17 protein-coding genes and 1 pseudogene are annotated in these 22,184 nt (G+C 63.9%); 9 read left to right on the top strand and 9 right to left on the bottom strand.

The genetic code is table 11. The features are described from left to right. Window positions 1–18: 18 nt before the first annotated feature. The 9 genes from tssH to H040_RS10815 form a co-directional block, all read right to left on the bottom strand. Window positions 19–2,616 carry a type VI secretion system ATPase TssH gene (gene tssH / locus H040_RS10855; RefSeq protein WP_027917418.1) on the bottom strand — a complete coding sequence of 866 codons (2,598 nt, stop codon included), beginning with the start codon at window positions 2,614–2,616 and terminating at the stop codon, window positions 19–21. Beyond that, window positions 2,613–3,683, bottom strand: a complete 1,071-nt coding sequence (gene tssG, locus H040_RS10850) for a type VI secretion system baseplate subunit TssG (protein WP_027917417.1) — start codon at window positions 3,681–3,683, stop codon at window positions 2,613–2,615. The genes tssH and tssG overlap by 4 nt, the downstream gene beginning before the upstream one ends. Next, on the bottom strand, window positions 3,647–5,479 hold the full coding sequence (tssF, locus tag H040_RS10845) for a type VI secretion system baseplate subunit TssF (protein ID WP_027917416.1): 1,833 nt from the start codon (window positions 5,477–5,479) through the stop codon (window positions 3,647–3,649). The genes tssG and tssF overlap by 37 nt, the downstream gene beginning before the upstream one ends. Continuing rightward, on the bottom strand, window positions 5,479–5,961 hold the full coding sequence (gene tssE / locus H040_RS10840) for a type VI secretion system baseplate subunit TssE (RefSeq protein WP_027917415.1): 483 nt from the start codon (window positions 5,959–5,961) through the stop codon (window positions 5,479–5,481). Before tssE ends, tssF begins: the two co-directional genes overlap by 1 nt. Before the next feature lie 32 nt (window positions 5,962–5,993). After that, window positions 5,994–7,496 carry a type VI secretion system contractile sheath large subunit gene (tssC, locus tag H040_RS10835; protein ID WP_027917414.1) on the bottom strand — a complete coding sequence of 501 codons (1,503 nt, stop codon included), beginning with the start codon at window positions 7,494–7,496 and terminating at the stop codon, window positions 5,994–5,996. A 14-nt stretch (window positions 7,497–7,510) separates the two neighbouring features. Further along, window positions 7,511–8,044 carry a type VI secretion system contractile sheath small subunit gene (gene tssB / locus H040_RS10830; protein WP_027917413.1) on the bottom strand — a complete coding sequence of 178 codons (534 nt, stop codon included), beginning with the start codon at window positions 8,042–8,044 and terminating at the stop codon, window positions 7,511–7,513. Between the two features lie 64 nt (window positions 8,045–8,108). Continuing rightward, complete coding sequence (locus H040_RS10825; protein ID WP_027917412.1) at window positions 8,109–8,858, bottom strand: hypothetical protein; 750 nt, start codon at window positions 8,856–8,858, stop codon at window positions 8,109–8,111. 438 nt (window positions 8,859–9,296) lie between these two features. Beyond that, on the bottom strand, window positions 9,297–9,866 hold the full coding sequence (locus H040_RS10820; protein ID WP_033695975.1) for a hypothetical protein: 570 nt from the start codon (window positions 9,864–9,866) through the stop codon (window positions 9,297–9,299). Between the two features lie 26 nt (window positions 9,867–9,892). Further along, the gene (locus tag H040_RS10815) at window positions 9,893–10,441 is read right to left on the bottom strand and encodes a hypothetical protein (protein WP_027917411.1); all 549 of its coding nucleotides are present in this window, start codon (window positions 10,439–10,441) and stop codon (window positions 9,893–9,895) included. A 127-nt stretch (window positions 10,442–10,568) separates the two neighbouring features. Here H040_RS10815 and tri1 point away from each other — a divergent pair, with 127 nt between their 5' ends. From tri1 to H040_RS10765, 9 genes and pseudogenes are all read left to right on the top strand, one after another. After that, window positions 10,569–11,684, top strand: a complete 1,116-nt coding sequence (gene tri1 / locus H040_RS10810) for an ADP-ribosylarginine hydrolase Tri1 (RefSeq protein WP_027917410.1) — start codon at window positions 10,569–10,571, stop codon at window positions 11,682–11,684. 456 nt (window positions 11,685–12,140) lie between these two features. Continuing rightward, window positions 12,141–12,554 (top strand): alternative ribosome rescue aminoacyl-tRNA hydrolase ArfB, encoded by a 414-nt coding sequence (gene arfB, locus H040_RS10800; RefSeq protein WP_027917408.1) that lies wholly within the window; start codon window positions 12,141–12,143, stop codon window positions 12,552–12,554. Between the two features lie 165 nt (window positions 12,555–12,719). After that, window positions 12,720–13,938: pseudogene (locus H040_RS10795) on the top strand (M20 aminoacylase family protein); the annotation flags it as partial. Window positions 13,939–13,979: 41 nt separating this feature from the next. After that, window positions 13,980–15,290, top strand: coding sequence for a citrate-proton symporter (locus H040_RS10790; RefSeq protein WP_027917406.1), 1,311 nt, complete (start codon window positions 13,980–13,982; stop codon window positions 15,288–15,290). Beyond that, window positions 15,287–16,744 (top strand): amidase, encoded by a 1,458-nt coding sequence (locus H040_RS10785; RefSeq protein ID WP_027917405.1) that lies wholly within the window; start codon window positions 15,287–15,289, stop codon window positions 16,742–16,744. Before H040_RS10790 ends, H040_RS10785 begins: the two co-directional genes overlap by 4 nt. Window positions 16,745–16,813: 69 nt before the next feature. Continuing rightward, window positions 16,814–17,587 (top strand): IclR family transcriptional regulator, encoded by a 774-nt coding sequence (locus H040_RS10780; protein ID WP_027917404.1) that lies wholly within the window; start codon window positions 16,814–16,816, stop codon window positions 17,585–17,587. Window positions 17,588–17,891: 304 nt separating this feature from the next. Further along, window positions 17,892–18,548, top strand: coding sequence for an ABC transporter ATP-binding protein (locus H040_RS10775; RefSeq protein WP_027917403.1), 657 nt, complete (start codon window positions 17,892–17,894; stop codon window positions 18,546–18,548). After that, window positions 18,548–20,995, top strand: a complete 2,448-nt coding sequence (locus H040_RS10770) for an ABC transporter permease (protein ID WP_027917402.1) — start codon at window positions 18,548–18,550, stop codon at window positions 20,993–20,995. The genes H040_RS10775 and H040_RS10770 overlap by 1 nt, the downstream gene beginning before the upstream one ends. Further along, complete coding sequence (locus H040_RS10765) at window positions 20,985–22,049, top strand: lipocalin-like domain-containing protein (RefSeq protein WP_027917401.1); 1,065 nt, start codon at window positions 20,985–20,987, stop codon at window positions 22,047–22,049. The genes H040_RS10770 and H040_RS10765 overlap by 11 nt, the downstream gene beginning before the upstream one ends. Window positions 22,050–22,184: the final 135 nt, after the last annotated feature.

Genomic DNA, 22,184 nt, shown 5'->3' with positions numbered 1-22,184 from the left:
GCGTCAACGGCCGCTCCTTCACGCCAGGCTGTAGGTGAAGCCGCCGGTTTCATCCAGGTCGATGCGCAGGCTGTTGATCGGCTGATCTTCGGCCATGCGCGCCAGTACCTGTTCGGCCAGCTCCGGCATGAGGCTGCCCGAGAGGATGTTGTCGATGTTGCGCGCACCGCTGTCGACCTCGGTGCAGCGCGCGGCAATCGCCGGCACCAGCGCCGGGCTGAAGTGCAGCTGGGCCTGATGGTTGCGTTCGAAGCGCTGGCGGATGCGTTCCAGCTTGAGGCCGACGATGCGCTCGAGAATGGCGTCCTGGACCGGGTAATAGGGAACGATGCTCAGGCGGCCCAGGAAGGCCGGCTTGAACACACTGTTGAGCTGGTCGCGCAGGTCTTCGACCAACTGCGCTGGCGCCGGAACCTGCTCGGCGCCCAGGCAGGTGCGCATGATGTGTTCGGTGCCGACGTTGGAGGTGAGGATGATCACGGTGTTGCGGAAGTTGATCTCGCGGCCTTCGCCATCGTCCAGCACGCCTTTGTCGAATACCTGGAAAAACAGTTCGAGCACGTCCGGATGGGCCTTTTCCACCTCGTCGAGCAGTACCACGCTGTAAGGCTTGCGCCGCACCGCCTCGGTCAGCACGCCACCTTCGCCATAGCCGACATAGCCGGGAGGTGAGCCCTTGAGGCTGGAGACGGTATGCGCCTCCTGGTACTCGGACATGTTGATGGTGATGACATTGCGCTCGCCGCCGTAAAGGGTGTCGGCCAGGGCCAGCGCGGTCTCGGTCTTGCCAACGCCGCTAGGGCCCAGCAGCAGAAACACGCCAATCGGCTTGTTCGGGTCTTCCATGCGCGCCCGGGAAATCTTGATGCGTTTGCCGATCTCGTGCAGGGCATGGTCCTGGCCCAGCACGCGCTCGGCCATCAGTGCCGGCAGGCGCTGCACGGTGTCAATTTCATCGCGCAGCATCTTGCCCAGAGGGATGCCGGTCCAGCCGGAAATCACTTCGCCGATAGTGGCGCCATCGACCAGGGCATGGACCAGCGGCTCTTCGCCCTGGACATCGGCCAGTTGCACCCGCAGTTCGGCCAGGGCCGCGCGGTTGTCGCTGTCGCTGGCATCGCTCAAGGCATGGATCTGCTTGACCAGTTCCAGCTCGCGCTGCCACTGCTGCTCCAGGCGCTGCTGACGCAGGCCGGCCTGTTCGATCTGCTCGTGCAGTTGCCCAAGGCGGCGTTGGTGGTCGCTGCCCTTGCTTTGTTCCTGTTCCAGCAGGTCGATCTCGGTGCGCAGGTTGTCGACCAGGCGCAGGCAGTCTTCAAGACGGCCGGGCTGCGAAGTCTGGCCCAGGGCAACCCGCGCGCAGGCCGTGTCGAGCACGCTGACGGCCTTGTCCGGCAGCTGCCGGCCGGTGATATAGCGGCTGGACAGGCGTACCGCCTGGACCAGCGCGTCGTCCATCACGGCGACCCGGTGGTGGCTCTGCATCTTCTCCAGCAAGCCACGTAGCATGTAGATGGCCTGGTCCTCTTCAGGCTCTTCGACCTTGACCACCTGGAAGCGGCGGGCGAGGGCGGCGTCCTTTTCGAAGTACTTCTTGTATTCGGCCCAGGTGGTCGCAGCGATGGTACGCAGCTCGCCCCGTGCCAGTGCTGGCTTGAGCAGGTTGGCAGCATCGTTCTGCCCGGCCTGGCCACCGGAGCCGATCAGGGTGTGGGCTTCATCGATGAACAGGATGATCGGGTGCACGCTGCGCTTGGTTTCCTCGATCACCGCTTTAAGGCGGTTCTCGAACTCGCCCTTGATACCGGCGCCGGCTTGCAGCAAGCCCAGGTCAAGGGTGTGAATGGCAACGCCCTTGAGCGGTTCGGGCACGTCGCCCTCGGCGATGCGCAGTGCCAGGCCTTCGACTACGGCGGTCTTGCCGACCCCGGCTTCACCGGTGAGGATCGGGTTGTTCTGCCGACGGCGGGTGAGGATGTCGACCATTTGCCGAACCTCGAACTCACGCCCCAGTACCGGGTCGATGCGGCCTTCCCGGGCATTGCGGGTCAGGTCGACAGTGTATTGGTCCAGTGCTGGCGTCTTGCCCGCGCCACGCAGCGGGGCAGGGCCGCTGGTGTCGGCCGGCAACGCCGTGGCCTGCTGGGCTTCACCGCTGGCGCTGATCAGGGCCGGGAGGTTGGCGCGCAGGTCGTCGACGTTGATCTTGTCCAGTTCCGCTGCGCTGGCCAGCAGCAGGCGGCGCAGGTCGGCATCGTCGAGCAGGGCCAGCAGCAGGTAGCCGCTGCGGATCTGACCGGTGCCATATTCGATCGAGGCCAGCACCCAGGCACGCTCGATCAGCTGGGTAATGTGCGGCGACAGCGCTGGCGTGCGGGTATTGCCAGTCTTGAAGCCCTGCAAGGCATCGGCCAGCTGTGACTGCAGGCGCTCGACCACCACATCGTAGTGGCGCAGCACAGGCCGCAGGTCGTTGTCATCGCCTTCGAGCAGTTGCAGCAGCACGTGCTCGATGTCCACTTCGTAGTGACGCTCGGCCAGGCACAGCGCAGCCGCGCTTTCCGTGGCGCCGCGGCAGGTGTCGTTGAGCTTGGCAAACAGTGACTTAAGGTTCACAGCGAGACCCCATCAAAAGGAATACTAAAAATGCCGCAGCGCGCAGGTTCGACCTGGCTGCCAGGGCGTTTCAGCCAGCCCAGCCAGCCCAGCGCCACACCGCCTTCGCGCCCCAGGCGGGCAACCGGCACAGCGTCGGGCTTGAGCTTTGGTGCCAGTTCGAAATCCAGGCTGGGGCCGAGGTAGAAACGCACCAGTTCCACCAGCTTGTGGTAGTCCTCGGTGCCGGGCTGGAAGCGCCGGTAGTCGGCCAGCTCCAGCGGGCCGATTTCGATCCGCACGCACGACTGGTAGTCCCATACGCGGTTGCCGATCACGCTGCTCTGCCCCAGTTGGGCGTTCTGCCGCCCCAGGCGCGTGCATTGCTCGGCTTCGAGCTTCAGCCAGCGCCCGGAAAACGGGCGCAGGGTGAAGGGAAGGGAGAAATAGAAGCAGAGCATTGCCTGCAGGTTTTGCGGGTTGCGCGGACGCTGGCTGAACAAACCGGCGAAGTAGCTGAACAGTTCGTGGCGCAGGCCCGAATCTTTGCGGGTGAACTTGCGCTGACGCGCATGCTCGCCAAAGCCCACCATGCTCAGCAGGTAGCGCTCGAAGTCCGAACTGCCTTTGCGTTCGTGCTCGATGTGAAACTTGTACTTCTGCCAGGCCTGGTAGAACTGCGCGACCATGCGGTGCGAGAACAGGTCCATGAACGCGTGCGCGGCGTCGTCACGGTGCTGGATGTGGCGATTGATCAGCAGCTCGGTGTACGGCCGTGGCAGCACCCCGGACGGGCCGACCAGGCCCATGAAGGTGACCTGGACCTCCGACAACGGTTGATCGTTTGCGTTGGTGCGTTCGGCGCGCTCGAACTTCAGCTCGCTGACTTCGCTGACCGGGAATGCCAGCGACAGCTGCGAACGGAAGCGCAGCGGGTCGTCGTGCGGACGGGTTTCCGGGTCGATACGTCCGGCTCTGCTGTAGTGCAGGCGCAGCAGCCGCACCAGTTGGAAGAATTCGAACCGGTAGGGCTGGGCACGTGCCTGGTCTATCAGACCAGTGGCTGATCGCCGGTTCTGGGTGGCCATTGTACGATTCTCTTTTCCCGCTGGCGGGTACGTAGGGTCAATTGGGTAAAGCTGTTGACGGTGCAGTACTGGCCGAAGAAATGGTCCAGGATCTTGCCGAACAGGAACACGCCGCTGCCGATGTACTGGCTTTCGTCGAGTTCCAGGGTGATACCCACGCCGCGCACGAAGTTTGGCCGTGGGTGGCCGATGCGGGCGACGACCGGATCGCTCTTGATCGACAGGATGCCGCCAATCTGCTTGCGTACAGCCAAGCCGCGTCGGTAGTTGTAGAGGCTGAGCATTTCCTGCAGCACTTCCTTGCCTTGGGTCACCAGCGACATGTGGTTCAGTGACAGGTGCGAGATCAACCGCCAGATCAGGCCGTCGCCCAGTGGCACGCGGGCAGTGGCGGTGGGCTTTCGCAGCAGGCGGATGGTGTCGACCACGCTGTCCTGGTCGAGGCTCAGGTCGCTCTGGCTGCCGCCATAGCTGAGCAGTTGCGGCAGGTCGCGGTTGCTGCAGGTCAGGGCGATGCTGAGGGTGTCGCTGCTGCTGTCGATCAGGTCCAGTTCCCGGTCCACCACGCGGATCACCATTTCCGTGCCGCCCTGGCTGCCGCGCCGTGACGGCTGGCGGCGACCGATCCAGTAGCAGGCATCGGGGCCGAGCTCGCCCCGTGGCTCGAAGAACGGGTTGCACTCGCTGACCTTGTCGCGGCCGCCGAGCTTGCGCACGCGTTGCACACGGTCGATCGACACCACTTCGGCGTTGCCCTGCAGGCGCACATCCGGGGTCACTGGATACTCATGCTGGGTATGGCTCAGCTTGATCGGCTCGGCCTGCTGCTTGAACAGGTTGATGATCGGGGTGCAGCCGAGCTTGAAATTGTGCCGCCCCAGGTTCTGTGCGAGGCGTACCAGGCGCTCGCCGAGCTCGAAGTGGGAAAAGTAGAAATTCAGCTCGATGGCCTGAATGTCACGACCTGCCAGGCTGCGCTTGAGCCCGCCAATGTCGAAGAACATGAACTTGTCAGGGAAGGTGAAGTAATCGTGCAGCAAGCGGTAGCCGGCAAACGAGCGGGCCGAATAATCCACCAGGCCGTCATCCTGCTCGAAGCCGACAGCCTGCAAGGCATCAGCCGGCAGGCCGATCTCCCGGCGCTGGCCGTTTTCGTAGAAGCTGACGGTGGCCTTGGCCAGGTTGTTGAACAGCAGCTCGTACAGCTGCAGCATCAGTGTGCTTTCACCGTCGAGGAAGAAGCGCAGCGAATGGATGTCGAGCTGACCGAAATGCAAGTCGGTGGTGGCGGCCAGGCCGATCTTCAGGTGCGCCACGAGGTCGGCGCTGTGCCCGTTGAACACCGAACGTTCGAGTTCGGTGAAAGAAGCGTCCTGCACGGCCACGGGCCACAATTGCACCGGGTAGCAGGTGCGGAACCGGCAGGCCACACCCTCGATACTGCGCGAGGTGATTTCGGTGTGGCGGGCGATGTCGTAGCACGCCGCCAGGGTCGAACGGTTACCCGCGGAAAACTCGGCGATCGACAGCGCCGGGGTCGGGCGCAGGTAGTGCGGGTACAGCACCTCGAGGAAGGCTTCGACGATTTCCGGAAACTCGTCATCGAGCTTCTTGTGAATGCGTGCGGAAAGGAACGAAAACGCTTCGATCAGGCGTTCGGTATGAGGGTCTTCACAGTTGTCCCCCTCGATCAGCAGGCGCGAGGCGATTTTCGGGTACTCGCGGGCAAACTCCTGGCCGAGAAAGCGCAGGTGCGAGAGTTCCTTTTCGTAGTAGGGCAGCAGATCGTCGAGCATCAGTTGAGGTTCTGCACTTTGTATTCTTGGGTATTGATCTGCAGTACGGCGTCGAACGAGACCTGGCGGGTGGCATCCTGAAGATGCAGCACGGCATCGACCCGGAAGGTCAGCATGCGGTGGCCTACCTGCTGGGTCATCAGTTGTACGCGTACCGCACGAAAACGCTTGTCACCAACGGTGATGGCGCGTTCAAGCTGGGCCTGGATCAGGCGCCGGTCCTCGGGGTTGAGCACGCCCTTGCTGGTGAAGTCGGGCATGCCGTATTCGAGGATGGTGCCGGCCAGCTGCGCATGGCCGCCCAGCCGCTCGGCGACCATGCACTGACGAGTGTTGACCAGCACTTCAAGGTCGCGGATCAGGCTGGCCTTGTAATCGGCCAGGGAGCACAGCCGCCTGGAGACCGCCTCGCTTGCCTGATGAGGGGTGTCATCAAGCAGGCGATCCAACAGTGTTGGCACTAATTGATAGTTACGGCTCATGGGTGACTGGCGCCTTCCTGGCTTGGGTTCGATCAGCTACGGGTGGATTGCGGCAGTTCGGCGACCAGACGCAGCGAGGCGGTCAGTTCGTCAAGCTGGTAGTGCGGGCGCAAGAACGCCACGGCCTTGTAGGCACCTGGCTTGCCCGGCACCTCGACCACTTCGACGCTGGCTTCACGCAGCGGGAATTTGGCCTTGGCCTCCTGGCTGGCGGTGTCGTCGAGCAGCACGTAGTCGGCCAACCATTCGTTGAGGAACGACTCCACGTCCTTGCGCGAGGCGAAGCTGCCGATCTTGTCGCGCATGATCGCCTTCATGTAGTGGGCGATACGCGAGGTGGCGAAGATGTACTGCAGCTGCGCCGACAGCCGTGCGTTGGCATTGGCAATGTCGGTGTTGTATTGCTTCTGCTTCTGGGTCGACTGGGTGCCGAAGAACGCAGCGTAGTCGGTGCCCTTGCAGTGGACCAGGGGGATGAAGCCAAGGTCCGACAGCTCTTTCTCGCGGCGGTCGGTAATGGCGATTTCAGTCGGGCACTTGAGCGCGATTTCACCGTCGTCAGTCTTGAAGGTGTGGGTCGGCAGGCCTTCGACCAGGCCACCGCCTTCCACGCCACGGATCGCCACGCACCAGCCATAGCGGGAGAAGGCATCGGTCACGCGGGTGCCCAGGGCGTAAGCGGCGTTCATCCACAGGTACTTGTTGTGGTCACGGCCATCGACGCTTTCGACGAAGTTGAACTCGTCCACCGGCACGGTATCCGGGCCATAGGGCAGGCGGCCGAGTACGTGCGGCAGGGTCAGGCCGACATAGCGCGAGTCTTCGGAGGCGCGGAACGACTTCCACTTGGCGTATTCGACGGTGTCGAAGATCTTCGCCAGGTCGCGCGGTCCGGACATGTCGGTGAACGAGTCCCAGCCGAACAGCTCCGGCGATGCTGCAGAGATGAACGGCGCGTGGGCGGCAGCGGCGACGTGGGAGATTTCTTCAAGCAGGTACATGTCCTCTGGGCTGCGAGTGAACTCGTAGTCGCCCACCAGCATGCCGAAAGGCGCACCGCCGAAGGTACCGTACTCTTCTTCGTAGATTTTCTTGAACAGTGCGCTCTGGTCGAATTCGGAGGCGGCCTTCAGGTCGCGGACCAGGTCCTTTTTCGATGCGTTGAGCAACTGGATCTTCAGCGTGGTGCTGGTCTCGGTCTGGTCGACCTGGTACTTCAGGCCGCGCCAGGAGGCTTCCAGCTGCTGGAATTCGCTGGCGTGCATGATCTCGTTCATCTGCTCGGAGAGCATCGCGTCGATTTCGGCGATACGCGCATCGAGTACGGCGATCAGATCCTTGCTGGGCGTCAGTTCGCCTTCCAGCACCTGACCGACCAGTTCACCGATCAGGTCGCGGGTACGGCTGCGCTCGGTTTCCGAACGGGCCACACGGCTCTCGGAGATGATGCTGTCGAGCAGAGAGGCCTGGGGCGCGAAGTTCTCGACTTCGACCAGGTCGGATTCCTGTTGAGGCAATACTTGCTTGTCGGTCATCGTCTGGCTCCTGCTTACTCTTTGCCATCGTCGGCAGGTACGGCGGCTTCGCGACCGAATTCCTTGCCCAGGGTTTTCAGCTTCTCGGTGTTCTGCAGCACGTCCATCAGCAGCTCTTCGAGCTTGTCGTTGCCGCCCATCTTGTTGCGCAGGTCGGCCAGCTTGTTACGCACTTCCAGCAGCTTGCGCAGCGGCTCGACCTGCTTGACCACGTTCTGTGGCTCGAAATCTTCGAGGGTGTTGAAGTTGAGCTCGACGCCCAGCTGAGTACCGTTCTTGGCCAGGGTGTTGTCCACGCGGTAGGTCAGGCGCGGCTTGATGCCCTTGAGCACGCTGTTGAAGTTGTCGCGGTCGATGAAGACGAACTTGCGGTCCTTGAGCTTGGGCAGCGGCTCCAGCGGGTTGCCCGAGAAGTCGCCCAGTACGCCGACGACGAAGGGCAGTTCCTTCTTTTCGAGCGCATCGCCGATGTCCACGTCGTAGGTGATGTGGACCCGAGGTGCGCGAACGCGGTCAAGTTTGTGCTGGGTGCTTTCCTTCTTCGCCATCGTGTTCTCCAGTGCGAGCAATTCGCTGCGAATCATTGCGCGGCCCGCGAGCGGGCCCTGCGCGTTACAGTCCTTCGATCGTCAGCAGCAGGCGCTGCCGGATGTCGTCGTTCATTTCCAGAATGTTGTCGCGCCCCACCAGTTCTTCGAAGCTGGTGTTGCCGGCAATTTGCGTGCTGCTACGGATGACCGAATCGTCAGGAAGTTCCGAACGTACCGGCGAGCTGATGACGCAGAACGGCAGGTCGCCAAAGCCCTTGAGGCGCTCGAAGCTGAGCCCGTAGCGCAGGCCTTCGAACAGCCGGCCAAGGCCCGGCGATTTGCTCAGGCAGTAGAACAGCACCAGGTAGTGCACCACGAAGCGGTACAGCTCGGCGCTGCTGCGGTTGGGGTCTTTGATGACGTTGCGAAACTGCGCCAGGTCGAAGGCGTGAAAGCCCACCACCCAGCGCGTCGGGCTGGTGATGCGAATGACCTGGCCGCTCTGTTCGAGGACCTTGTCGTATTCCAGCGGGAACAGTTCGGGGGTGGTGCTGATCAGGTTCAGCGGCACTTCCAGTTCGCTGACCAGCTGGAACGGCGCGGCCGAGCCGATGCGCTCGTAAAGTTCGATCAACGACTGGAAATGGCCCTGGGTTTCGCGCCCGCTGCTGCGCTGGGCGCCTTGCAGGTATTCGCCAAACAGGGTTTGCGGACGGATCAGCGGTGCCACGGTGGCAAGGTAATCCGCCGCCTGCGCCTTCAGCGCATCGGAGATCGCCCGCGTCTGGCTACGCAGCTTGATCAGTGCTTCGACATCGAATGTCTGTGTCATCGGTACATCGTCCATGAGCCTGCTTGATCGTCCTGAAACGCCAATGGCGTGGACCTGAAATCGCGCCTCTCGGCTGCGGCAAATTTGTGTGCTGGCACATGAATATCGTGTTGCCAGTAATGCCGAGTAGGGCACCCCGCTGTGAAAGAAGTTCCTGCGAGGGCGGCAATTTTTTCCCTGTTTTGTGAACTTCCGCAATGATGGCTGGATGCTGGCTCGGTGTGGTTTCATCCACTGAAAATAGGGGATTGGCCCCTAAAGATAAGGGGTACAGGGGGTAAGAACGGCGTAAAATTTTGCGCTAAAAGTTTTTTGCAGGAAGTGAACTGGGTCTCATTTTTTCGGGTGCAGACGCAGGTGTGCAGGCCACTGAAAGGCGCGGTTCAATGATGGCAATGCGACGGAATATGCCGCACGCTGCGACGTTAGGGCAGCCTGCTAGAGCGGTTTTGAGCCAGTGGTACGGACTTCGATTCCCCACTCCCACAACCACCCCAGCAACGCATGCAATTCGTCGGTGGCTTCGACCAAAGGGTCGCCATTTTCATACAGCACGGCATCGCTGAGCGTGCCCATGCCACGCGGCATTGCGAACACGCTCAGGCGAACCTGTTGCGGCTCGCTGTGCAGGCGTGAGCGGTAGCCCAGGAACGTGTTGGCCCAGCTTGGGTAGCCGCCATCGCGCTGTAGCAGAATGGCGATTCGTGCCATCACTGCCGAGATCTCCGTGAGGTCCAAGTGGCACGGGTCAGCCACGCCGCGTTGAGTGCCAGGTTGCATCATCAAGGCAGTGTCCAGTTCACGACGGCGGCAGCGAACGACCATGGGCATAGCCATCGCAGGATCCTGTAGCCAAGCGGCGTATCGGGCCTTGTCGATGCGGTAGTGCTCTTCGTAATCGACCAAGGCATTGCTGACCGGGATGGACAGGTAGCACTGCTGTGAAGTCAGTTCTATTCCCAGTGCGAAACGGTGTTCGCCGCTGGTGTAGGTGTCATTGAATGTCATGCTTGAAGTGCCTTCGGGTTAAGCCGCTAGCGGCCATCCACTTGGACGCAGATGTTCTTCTCGCCGACGATCTTGCATGGCCAGTTATCGTTGATGTAGCTGTCTGGCGTGAAGCACATGCGCTCATCGTTCACCCAGAACATCTGCCATCCGGAGCCCGAAATGCGCAGCTTGGGACAAGACCAGTAGCCCTTGGCGGAGAGCGTGGCAGTGGTCAGCGCGATCATGACAGGTGCCAGGGCCATGAGTGCGACTGTGAGTTGTATCGAGCGCAATTGCCACGCGTAAAGCCAGGACTTTTTCGGTGGGTCGAATTTCTTGCCGGTCCAGGCGGCGATCAAGCATCCCACGACCCTCATCGGCGTGAACGGCAATGCCGCGATCACGAAGAATGACATCAGGGGTGTTTCCACGATCGGTGCATGCCTGTAGAGGCGACCGTAAAGCGGGAAGATTTCAGTCCAGAGCACGTAAACGCCAAGCGCCCCCGCAGCCAGCAGGCAGAGGGCCAGGCCAATGCCCGCCAGTTTGAAAAGGATCGGGGATCTTACATGGAGTTCGGCATGATTCTTCACGGTGGCCTCAGCGTTCCTTGCTGCATCGGTCTGGTCTCTGCTGTTGCCTGCACGGTACGTTGCCACTGAGTAGCAGGTTCAGCAGAATGTTCGCACGGATGAGCGCAACGCACAGCAAGGAATGAGCATGATCGACCTGAGAAGCGCGGATGCAACTCTGAGCGAGTATGCCCAGCGTTACGTCGACCTGCTGCCCGACTGGTCGCCGCAGTTGCAGCAACGCATGGACTACACGTTGGCAGCCGATGCCCCCAGGCTGCCGCGCATCAAGCCTGCCTGGTTGAGCGAAAGGCCCTGCACGTTGTCACCGGCACAGGCGCTGGACCGTGCGCAAGGTGCACTGTTGGGGCTGGCGATTGGTGATGCGGTAGGCACGACGCTGGAGTTTCAGCGGCGCGATCAAGGGCATGTCAGCGATATGGTCGGCGGTGGTCCTTTCCGCCTGGCGCCGGGTGAGTGGACCGACGATACCAGCATGGCGCTGTGCCTGGCGGATACCTATGCAAGCCAAGGCAAGTTCGATTACGCGACTTTTGCCGATGCCATGGTGCGCTGGTACCGGCAGGGCGAGAACAGCGCCAATGGCCGCTGCTTCGACATTGGCAATGTCACGCGCTGCGCCCTGGAAGGGTGGGAGGCGCAAAGGCTTGGATGGAGGGGAAATCGGGAGGCTTCGACAGCGGGCAATGGTTCGTTGATCAGGCTCGCGCCTACTGCCATTTTCCGGCGCCATTCACTGTCGGCAACCTGGTGGGAGAGTGTCGCACAGAGCAGCGTGACCCATGGCGCGATCGAGGTGTTGGAGTGCTGCAAGTTGTTCGGTGCGCAGCTGCACCTGGCACTTAATGGGGCGGACAAGGAAGAGGCATTGGCACCCAAGGTACGCCCCCTGCAGCCCCGGGCCTTGATCATCAATGCCGGGGAGTACAAGCGCAAATCCCGTGAGCAGATTCGCTCGTCCGGGTATGTGGTCGATACTTTGGAAGCCGCGCTGTGGGCTGTGTGGAATACGGACAATTTCCGAGATGCGATTCTGTTGGCTGCCAATCTTGCCGATGATGCCGACAGTGTGGCGGCGACGGCGGGGCAGATTGCCGGCGCCCTGTATGGCGTGACGGGCATGCCGCCGGAGTGGGTGGCCAAGGTGGCCTGGTCTCAACACATTTTTGATTTGGCCAGTCGAGTATTTGAACTTGCTCCGCCGTGTGATGAGTTAGACGAGCTCGTATATGATCAGCACTGAAAACTTTCAGTGATACGGTAATGCCGTGGCGAGTTCCGGATCTGTTGGCTCAATCTCTTTTGTAGCAATGGCGCCAATATTCATTCATCCATGTTGATACAGAATTTTTTCCGTCTACATTTTTGCAAGGCCTGAATCGCCCCTGGTTTCCTAGACACTCTCCAAGCTCAGAAAATAGCGTTTCTCATACTGTACGGGTGACAGCTGCATCATGTAGTGGCTGTCAGGCATGGCGCTGGACGGCACGGGCTGCGCCCGTGTTCGCGGGCCAGCCCGCTTGCACAGGTTTCGCGCCAGTCCTTGGAAACTGGGCAAGCACTTGGGATCAGACGACTGCCACTCTGCAAGGCCAGCGCAGTAGGGCATCTCGATCTTGACGTTGAGCTCAAACGCGTTTTGTTCTGTGAGCGAACCGCCAAGGCTGTGATAATGGCAGGCAATCACAAGGGCCATGCCATGCTGACCATCTCTAACAACGTGCATCTGCCCGATGCCGACATCGAACTGACCTACATCCGCGCGCAAGGCGCAGGTGGGCAGAATGTCAACAAGGTGTCCAGCGCCGTGCACCTGCGCTTCGACATTCGCGCCTCGTCGCTACCGGAGTTTTACAAGGAGCGACTGTTGGCACTGCGTGACAGTCGCATCACCGGCGACGGCGTGTTGATCATCAAGGCCCAACAGTACCGCACCCAGGAGCAGAACCGCACTGACGCACTGGCGCGTCTTGCCGAGTTGATCATTGCTGCCGGCAAGACCGAGAAAAAACGCCGCCCCACCAAGCCAACCCTCGGCTCGAAGACTCGCCGCCTCGAAGGCAAAGCCAGGCGCAGCACGGTCAAGGCGGGGCGGGGCAAGGTGGAGTTCTAGGCGCGCGACAAGCATTTTTTGCAAGGTGGTTCCACTGGGCGGAATCACATTCGTTTGTACTCCCTCGCCACTCGCGCTTATCTGTCGCCAAGCACGACCTGCCTTTCCCGTCGTGATCTCAAGCGAACAACAAGAACGGGACCCACCCGCGCGAGGAGATTCCCCATGCAGCAACACCAGCACATCCTGGCCTGGCTCAATGACGTGGCCAGCGACCTGCACGCCATCCGCCACGATATCCACGCTCACCCTGAACTCGGTTTTGAAGAAAGCCGCACCTCGGCCCTGGTCGCCACGCTGTTGCAGCAGTGGGGCTACGAGGTGCACACCGGCATCGGCAAGACCGGTGTGGTCGGCGTGCTGCGCAACGGCAGCAGCCCGCGCAAGCTGGGCTTGCGTGCCGACATGGACGCGTTGCCGATCCATGAGGCCACCGGTGCTGCCTACAGCAGCCGCCACCAGGGCTGCATGCACGCCTGTGGCCACGATGGCCACACCACCATGCTGCTGGGCGCGGCGCGCTACCTGGCGGCGACGCGGCAGTTCGATGGCACGCTGACGTTGATCTTCCAGCCGGCCGAGGAGGGCCAGGGTGGTGCCGAGGCGATGCTTGCCGATGGGCTGCTGGAGCGCTTCCCCTGTGATGCACTGTTCGGCATGCACAACATGCCGGGGCTGCCGGCTGGGCACCTGGGCTTGCGTGAAGGGCCGATGATGGCTTCGCAAGACCTGCTGACCGTGACCATCGAAGGCGTTGGCGGGCATGGCTCGATGCCGCACCTGACGGTCGACCCGCTGGTGGCGGCAGCCAGTGTGGTGATGGCGTTGCAGACGGTGGTGGCGCGCAACATTGATGCCCAAGAAGCGGCGGTGGTCACGGTCGGCGCGCTGCAGGCGGGCGAGGCGGCCAACGTGATTCCACAGCAGGCGCTGCTGCGCCTGAGCCTGCGTGCGCTGGATGCCGACGTCAGGGCGCAGACCCTGGAACGGGTGCGGGCCATCATCGTCAGCCAAGCCCAGAGCTTTGGCTGCACGGCCAGCATCGAGCACCGCCCGGCGTACCCGGTGCTGGTCAACCATGCCGCGGAAAACGCCTTTGCCCAGCAGGTCGGTGAAGCACTGCTCGGCGCGGACAAGGTCGATGGCAATACCCGCAAGCTGATGGGCAGCGAGGACTTTGCCTGGATGCTGCAGCGCTGCCCGGGCGCCTACCTGTTCATCGGTAACGGCGTGCAGCGGCCGATGGTGCACAACCCTGCCTACGACTTCAACGACGACATCCTGCTGACCGGCGCCGCCTACTGGGGCGCGCTGACCGAGAGCTGGCTCAAGCCGGCCTGATTGCCCTGTATTGACGACTGCCGCTGGGAGCCCGGGCGCCGCTGCGCCTGGGCGATCACCTGAACAGAAGATGGAGTGTTCCGCATGCAGATTTCCAATACAGGCGCCTCGCGTACCCGGCAAGTGGTCGCGGCGGTCATCGGCAATGCGCTGGAGTGGTATGACTTTATCGTGTACGGCTTTCTGGCAAGCATCATCGCCCGCCAGTTCTTTCCCTCGGACGACGAATACGCTTCGCTGCTGATGGCCCTGGCCACGTTCGGCGTGGGCTTTTTCATGCGCCCGGTGGGTGGGGTGCTGCTGGGGGTGTATTCCGACCGCAAGGGGCGCAAGGCGGCGATGCAGCTGATCATCCGCCTGATGACGGTGTCGATCGCCATGATCGCCTTTGCCCCCAGCTACCTGGCCATCGGCATGGGCGCGCCGCTGCTGATCGTGGTCGCGCGCATGCTGCAGGGCTTTGCCACTGGCGGCGAGTACGCCAGCGCCACGGCGTTTCTGGTGGAGAGCGCGCCGGCCAATCGCAAGGGCCTGTATGGCTCCTGGCAGCTGGTGGGGCAGTGCCTGGCAGTGTTTTCCGGGGCGGCGATGGTGGCGCTGGTCACCCACCTGTGCACGCCCGAGGCGCTGGACAGCTGGGGCTGGCGGATACCGTTCGTGCTTGGCTTGCTGATTGGCCCGGTGGGGCTTTGGATTCGCAAGCACATGGAAGAACCCGAGGAATTCCTGGAGGCGCGCAAGCAGGCCAAGGGCCAGGCGCCGAGCCTGTGGCAGGTGCTGCGCGAACACCGCCGCAGCCTGCTGGTGTCGATGGGCCTGGCGTGTGGCGCGACGGTGTCGTTCTACGTGGTGCTGGTGAACATGCCGACCTTCGCCCACAAGAACCTCGGCCTGCCGCTGGACCAGGTGCTGCTGGTGCAGATGCTCGCCGTGGGCCTGATGACCGTGGTGATTCCGCTGTCTGGCGCGCTGTCGGACCGGCTTGGCCGGCGGCCGGTGCTGATGGCCTTCACCCTGGCGTTCTTCGTCATGGTCTACCCGCTTTATGTGTGGGTGGCCGCGGCGCCCTCGATCGAGCGCCTGCTGGTGATGCAGCTGCTGCTGTGTAGCGCCATCGGTGGTTTCTTCGGCCCCGCGCCGACCGCGCTGGCCGAGCAGTTCCCGGTCGAGGTGCGCTCCACGGGCGTGTCGGTGGCCTACAACGTGGCGGTGATGGTGTTCGGCGGCTTCGCACCGCTGATCGTCACCTGGCTGAGCAAGGTGCTGGGCACGCCGGTGGCACCGTCGTTCTACGTGCTGTTCGCCTGCCTGCTGACCCTGCTCGGCACCTACTGCCTGAAAGAAGCACCGCGCGCCGGCAAGGCCGTCGCCTACAACCTTGGAGTAAAACCGTGAACGCGTTAGCTATCGACCCCATCGTCGCCCTCGACGCCGAGGCCTTGTCCCGGGCCATCCATGCACGCCAGGTAGCGTGCCGCGAGGTGATGCAGGCTTACCTGGGCCATATCGAGCGCTGCAACCCGCAGGTCAATGCACTGGTGTCGTTGCGCGCAGCTGAAGCCTTGCTGGCCGAGGCCGATGCCTGCGACCGCGAACTGGCGCAAGGCCAGTCGCGGGGCTGGATGCATGGCATGCCCCAGGCGATCAAGGACCTGGCCGCCACGGCCGGGCTGCGCACCACGCTGGGTTCGCCGCTGTTCGCCGAGCAGGTGCCGGCGCACGATGCCATCAGCGTGGCGCGGGTGCGGGCGAACGGGGCGATCATCATCGGCAAGAGCAATGTGCCGGAGTTCGGCTTGGGTTCGCAGAGTTACAACACGCTGTTCGGCACCACCACCAATGCCTACGACCACAGCCGCGTGGCCGGAGGCAGCAGCGGCGGCGCGGCGGCGGCGCTGGCCATGCGCTTGCTACCGGTGGCTGATGGCAGCGACATGATGGGGTCGCTGCGCAACCCGGCGGCGTTCAACAACGTGTTCGGCCTGCGCCCGTCGCTAGGCAGGGTGCCCTATGGGCCGACGCCGGAGCTGTTCGTCCAGCAGCTGGCCACTGAGGGGCCGATGGGGCGCAGCGTGACCGATGTCGCCCGCTTGCTGACGGTGCAGGCCGGGCATGATGCGCGGGTGCCGTTGTCGCTGAACGATGGCGGGCGGGATTTCGCGGCGGGGCTGCAGCGCGATTTCAAAGGGGCGCGGATCGGCTGGCTGGGTGACTACGACGGCTATCTGCCGATGGAAGACGGCGTGCTGGGGCTGTGCGAAGCAGCCCTGGCCGATTTCGCCGAGCTTGGCTGCACCGTCGAGGCCTGCCAGCCCGCGTTCGATCCGGCGCGGTTGTGGCAATGTTGGCTCACCCACCGCCACTTCCTGGTGCACGGCAACCTGGCGGCGGCCTATGCCGACCCGGGCAAACGGGCGCTGCTCAAACCCGAGGCGCAATGGGAAGTGGAGGGCGGCCTGCAGCTCAGTGCCGCTGCGGTGTATCAGGCGTCGCTGGACCGCAGCGCGTGGTACCAGGCCATGCAGAAACTGTTCGAGCGTTACGATTTCCTGCTGTTGCCTGCGGCCCAGGTGTTCCCTTTCGACGCAGCCCAGGCGTGGCCGAAGGTGGTCGGGGGGCGCACCATGGACACCTACCACCGTTGGATGGAGGTGGTGATCGGGCCAACCCTGGCCGGTTTGCCGAGCATGAGTGTGCCGGTCGGTTTCAATGCCGCGGGGCTGCCGACGGGCCTGCAGATCATAGGCCCGGCCCAGGCCGACCACGCCGTGCTGCAGCTGGCCTACGCCCATGAACAGCTGACCCGTTGGGTGGACCGGCGCCCGCCGCCAAGCCTGCTGGAGCGGTAAGGGGGCTGGCCCGGCCCGTATCTTGCTGGGCATGATGACCATCCACGCATAGACAGGGAGGTCGGATACATGGGCACTGCGACAGACAGCGGTGGCGTGCGCTCGGTGGAACGCGCGCTGGCCATCGTCGAACTGCTTGGCGAGCATCAGGCCCTGGGGCTTGAGGAGCTGCATTACCTCACCGGCCTGCCCAAGGCCACGGCATCGCGCATGCTCGCCACCTTGCAGGAGCAGGGTTGGGTCTACCGCGGCCTGAGCGACCGGCGCTACCGCCTGTGCGCCCGCCGCCTGTTTGGCGACCGCCAGCAGCGTTTCAAGCGCCAACTGGTGGAAACCGCCGCACCATTGTTGCTGGAATTGAGCGAGCGCACCGGGCTGGTGGTCGACCTCTCGTGCTTCGACGGCGAGCGGCTGGAGGTGATGGAAAGCGCGATTCCCCAAGTGTTGCGCAAGCGTTATCCGAACAACTGCCAGATCGTCGGCCAGCATGCCAGCCTGTTCCATTCAGCGATGGGCCGGGCTTGCCTCAAGGAGCTGGCGGTGGATGAGGTGCAGCGCCTGGCCCAGCATGAGCGGGTGGGCGGTGAAGTGTTGATGCGTGACCTGGAAGGTGATGTGCAGAAGGGCTTCGGCCAGCGTACCGAGGGCTATTGGGAGTATCCGGTGCGCCTGCCGTTCCTGATCCGCGCGATTGCCTTGCCGGTGAGGGTGCAGGGGCAACTGGCCGGGAGCATTGCCTTGCACTGGCCGCTGGACCAGGCGCCGGTGGAGCAGGTGCTGAGTTTGCACCTGAACAGCCTGGCGACGACTGTTGGGGAAGTGCAGCATGCCTTGGTGGGTTAGGGGGGGTTGGCGGTAGATTATTGGTGGGTTCGAGACCGAGCGCCGCCCGCGCGGCGCATCGCGGATAAATCCGCTCCTACATTTGTTGCAACGTGGCCATGCCTGTGAGGCCATGGTTGCCTGCCTTGTTTGTGGGCTCAAGTCATGCGCCAGGGCGGGCAACGATGGCGTGACAGGTTCGGCACGTTGCAACACATGTAGGAGCGGATTTATCCGCGATGCGCCGCGCGGGCGGCGCTCGATCGCCCAGGCGCTATAGAATCAAAGGCATGCACCCTGCAATTAGCTCCCCAAAGGTAACCCCATGCTGGTCATCGAGCACCTGCACAAGTCCTTCCCCACTGCCCAAGGCCCACTCCAGGTCCTGCGCGGCGTCGACCTGACCCTGTCGCGCGGCAGCAGCCTGGCCCTGATGGGCGAATCCGGCAGTGGCAAAAGCACGCTGTTGCACCTGGTCGCCGGCCTCGACCGCGCCGACAGCGGGCGCATCCTCATCGACGGTAGCCCCTTGCACGGCCACGGCGAGGCCGCCCTGGCCCGTTGGCGGCGCGAGGGCATCGGCCTGGTGTTCCAGCAATACAACCTGATCAGCAGCCTCGACGTGGCAGCCAACCTGGCCTTCCAGGCGCGCCTGGCCAAGCGCCACGACCCGCAGTGGCTGGCCTACCTGGCCGAACGCCTGGGTTTGGCGGCCTTGCTCGATCGTTACCCGGAGCAGCTGTCTGGCGGCCAGCAGCAGCGGGTCGCCATCGGCCGGGCACTGGCCAGCCGGCCGACGCTATTGCTCGCCGACGAACCCACCGGCAGCCTTGACGAAGCCAGCAGCGACGAGGTGCTGGCCTTGCTGCTGCAACTGGTCGGCGAGGCCGGCAGCAGCGTGCTGATGGTGACCCACAGCCCGCGCCTGGCGGCCTGCCTGCAGCACCGCTGCGTGCTGCATCAGGGCCGGGTGCAAAGCTGATGAACGACCTGCTGATAACCCTGCAGGCACTGGGCAGCCACTGGTGGCGCCACCGCTTGCAGTGCATCAGCATCTTCACCGGCTTGTGGCTGGCGACCGCCTTGTGGACTGGCGTGCAGGCGCTAAACGCCCAGGCGCGCAGCGATTATGCCCAGGCCAGCGCCGTGTTGAGCGGGCCGGCGCATCAGCAGATCGTCGCGCGGGACGGGCAGCGATTCGATCAGGCGCTGTATGTGCAACTGCGCAGGCAAGGCTGGCAAGTGACGCCGGTGCTGGAAGGGCGCTTGCGCCTGGCCGGTGAGCCGGCGATTGCCGTCAGGCTGATCGGCATCGAGCCGCTGAGCATGCTGCCTGGCACGGCAGTCGCAGGTGCCGACCCGGCGAGCTTCGATTTGCCGGCCTTCATCGGCACACCAGGGCAGGCCTGGGTCGGGCCAGATACCTTGCGCCAACTGGCGGGCAAGCTACGCACGGCCGATGGGCAGGCGTTGCCGCCACTGACCTTGAATGAGCACCTGGCGCCTGGCGTGATGCTGGTCGATATCGGCGTGGCCCAGGCCTTGCTCGACGCGCCAGGGCAGCTGTCGCGGCTGATCAGCGACACCGACCAGCCGTTGCCGCAGGCCTTCGCCGAGCGATTGAAAGTGCAGCCAGCGGGCGATGACACCGACCTGCAACGCCTGACCGCGAGCTTTCATCTCAACCTCACGGCCCTCGGCCTGCTGGCCTTCGTGGTCGGGCTGTTCATTGCCCATGCCGCCATCGGCCTGGCGCTGGAGCAGCGACGAGGCCTGATGCGAACCTTGCGCGCTTGCGGTGTGAGCCTGAAGGTGTTGCTGGCGGCGTTGGCCCTGGAGCTTGGGCTGTTCGCTGTGGCCGGCGGCCTGGCAGGCGTGGCGGCAGGTTACCTGCTGGCGGCGCTGCTGCTGCCCGACTTCGCTTCCAGCCTGCGCGGCCTGTATGGCGCCCAGGTGTCCGGGCACCTGCATCTGCCGCTGTTCTGGTGGCTGGTGGGTATTGCCGTGAGCCTGCTCGGCGCACTGCTGGCCGGCATCGACAGCCTGTTGCGCGCAGCGCGGTTGCCGTTGCTGGCGTTGGCTCAACCGCAGGCGTGGCGGTTGGCCCAGCTGCCCTGGTTGAAGCGCCAGACGCTGGCTGCCGCAGCCCTGGCCTTGCTGGCCCTGGGCTGTGGCGTTTTTGGCAGCAGCCTGGCCAGTGCTTTCGCCATGCTTGCTGCGTTGTTGCTGGCGGCGGCCCTGTTGTTGCCGGGCGCACTGGCCCTGCTGCTCGCCGGCTTGGGCAGGCACGGCCGGCGGCCGCTGGCGCAGTGGTTCATTGCCGACAGCCGCCAGCAGTTGCCGGCGCTGAGCCTGGCACTGATGGCGCTGTTACTGGCATTGGCTGCCAGTGTGGGCGTGGGCGGCATGACCGAAGGGTTCCGCCGCACGTTCGTAGACTGGCTCGACCAGCGCCTGGCCGCCGACCTGTATGTCACACCCCGCGACAGCACGCAGGCGCTGCAGATCTACCAGGACCTGCAGCACAACCCGGACGTCAGTGCCGTGCTGCCAGGCTGGCGGGTGGAGTGGCGCCTGCAGCAATGGCCGGTGCAGGTGCAGGGGGTGATCGATCATCCGTTCTACCGCAACCATTGGCCTTTGCTGGAACAGGCTGCGGACGCCTGGGCGCAGGTAGCCAACGGGCAGGGTGCGATGCTCAGCGAGCAATTGGCGCGGCGCCTTGGGTTGGGCATCGGGGATACCGTGCAGTTGCCGGGCGAACCGGCGCAGGGCATGCGGGTGGTAGGCATTCACGCCGACTATGGCAACCCTAAAGGGCATGTGCTGGTCAATGCCGACTGGTTGCGCCGGCACGCGCCGACGGCCAGCCTGAGCGGCCTGAGCCTGCTGATCCGGCCCGGGCAGGTCGCGCAGGTCAAGGGCGCCTTGCAGCAGCGCTACGGCCTGGACGAATCGCAACTGGTCGAGCAGGCCAGCCTGAAAGCCTGGTCGACGCAGATATTCAGCCGTACCTTCGCTGTCACCGCCGCCCTGAACAGCCTTACCCTGGGCGTCGCTGGCGTGGCGCTGTTCATCAGCCAGCTGACCCTGGGCCAGCAGCGCCTCGGGCAGCTGGCTCCGCTGTGGGCGCTGGGCGTGCCGCGCCGTCGGCTGGCCTGGCTGAGCTTGGGCCAGACCCTGATGCTCAGCGGCTTTACCATACTGCTGGCCATCCCGCTCGGGTTGCTGCTGGCCTGGTGCCTGGTGGCGGTGGTGAATGTGCAGGCATTCGGCTGGCGGCTGCCCTGGCACGTGTTTGCCAGCCAACTGGTGCAACTGGCCGGGCTTGGCGTGTTGACCAGCCTTTTGGCCAGCGCCTGGCCGTTGTGGCAATTGGCACGGCGCCAGCCGAGTGAGCTGTTGAGGCGGTTCGCCGATGAGGCTTGATGCCTGGCCGTTGCTGGCCTGCCTGCTGCTGGCCGGGTGTGACGCGCCTGCGCCGCCAGCTGCGAGTTATGCAGGGCTCGGAGCCGAGGCGGCGGCGTTCAAGCAGGTCACGCGCAACACTGAGCGGGTGTTCCCCCGCGACCACGGCGCCCACGACGGCTACCGCATCGAATGGTGGTATGTCACCGCCAACCTGCGTGATGCCCAAGGCCGCGACTGGGGCGTGCAATGGACACTGTTCCGTTCAGCCCTGCGCCCCGGCCCCGAAACGCACAGTTGGAACAGCCCCAACCTGTGGATGGGCCATGCCGCGCTGACCGACCCGGGCGGCCACCAGGTCGGCGAAACGCTGGCACGGGGCGGCATCGGCCAGGCCGGTGTCGAAATCGGGCCGTTCCGGGCCTGGATCAACGACTGGTCGCTGCAAGGCGATGACAACATCCAGCGCTTGCAGATGCGTGCCAGCGGCCAGGGCTTTCGCTACGACCTGACCCTGACCAGCGACAAGCCGCTGGTGTTGCACGGTGACCGTGGTTACAGCGAAAAGTCTGGCAAGGGCCAGGCTTCGTACTATTACAGCCAGCCGTTCTACCAGGTCAGTGGAGAGGTCGAGCGGGACGGGCAGCGCATTGCGGTAACCGGGCAGGCCTGGCTCGACCGGGAGTGGAGCAGCCAGCCGTTGGCGGCCGGGCAAAGTGGCTGGGACTGGTTTTCGCTGCACCTGGGCAGTGGCGCCAAGCTGATGCTGTTTCAGGTGCGTGAAGACCAGGGGCAGCCGTACCGGGCTGGCACCTGGGTTGGCCCTGACGGGCAGGTACGCGCGCTGCAAGGGGCTGAGGTCGAGCTGACACCGCTGGCCTGGGCCAACCAGGATAACGGCAAGCGCGTGCCGACCCGCTGGCGGGTTCAAGTGCCCTCGGTGCAATTGGATGTGCAGGTCGAGGCAGTGCAGGCCAAGGCCTGGATGGGGACGCGGTTCCCATACTGGGAAGGGCCGGTGCGGGTGAATGGCAGCGTACAAGGGCGGGGGTATCTGGAGATGACTGGGTACTAGCGCAGCGCAGTATTGATGCTGACGGCCTCTTCGCGGCTAAAGCCGCTCCTACAGGTGCGGTGTGAGCGCTGTGGGCCTTGGGGTGTGATCTCTGTGGGAGCGGCTTTAGGCGCGAAGAGGCCGGCACAGGCAGCA

It is taken from the genome of Pseudomonas sp. URMO17WK12:I7, assembly GCF_003269045.1.
In the GTDB taxonomy this organism is placed as follows: domain Bacteria; phylum Pseudomonadota; class Gammaproteobacteria; order Pseudomonadales; family Pseudomonadaceae; genus Aquipseudomonas; species Aquipseudomonas putida_J.
This window is presented reverse-complemented; position numbering and strand designations above follow the sequence as displayed.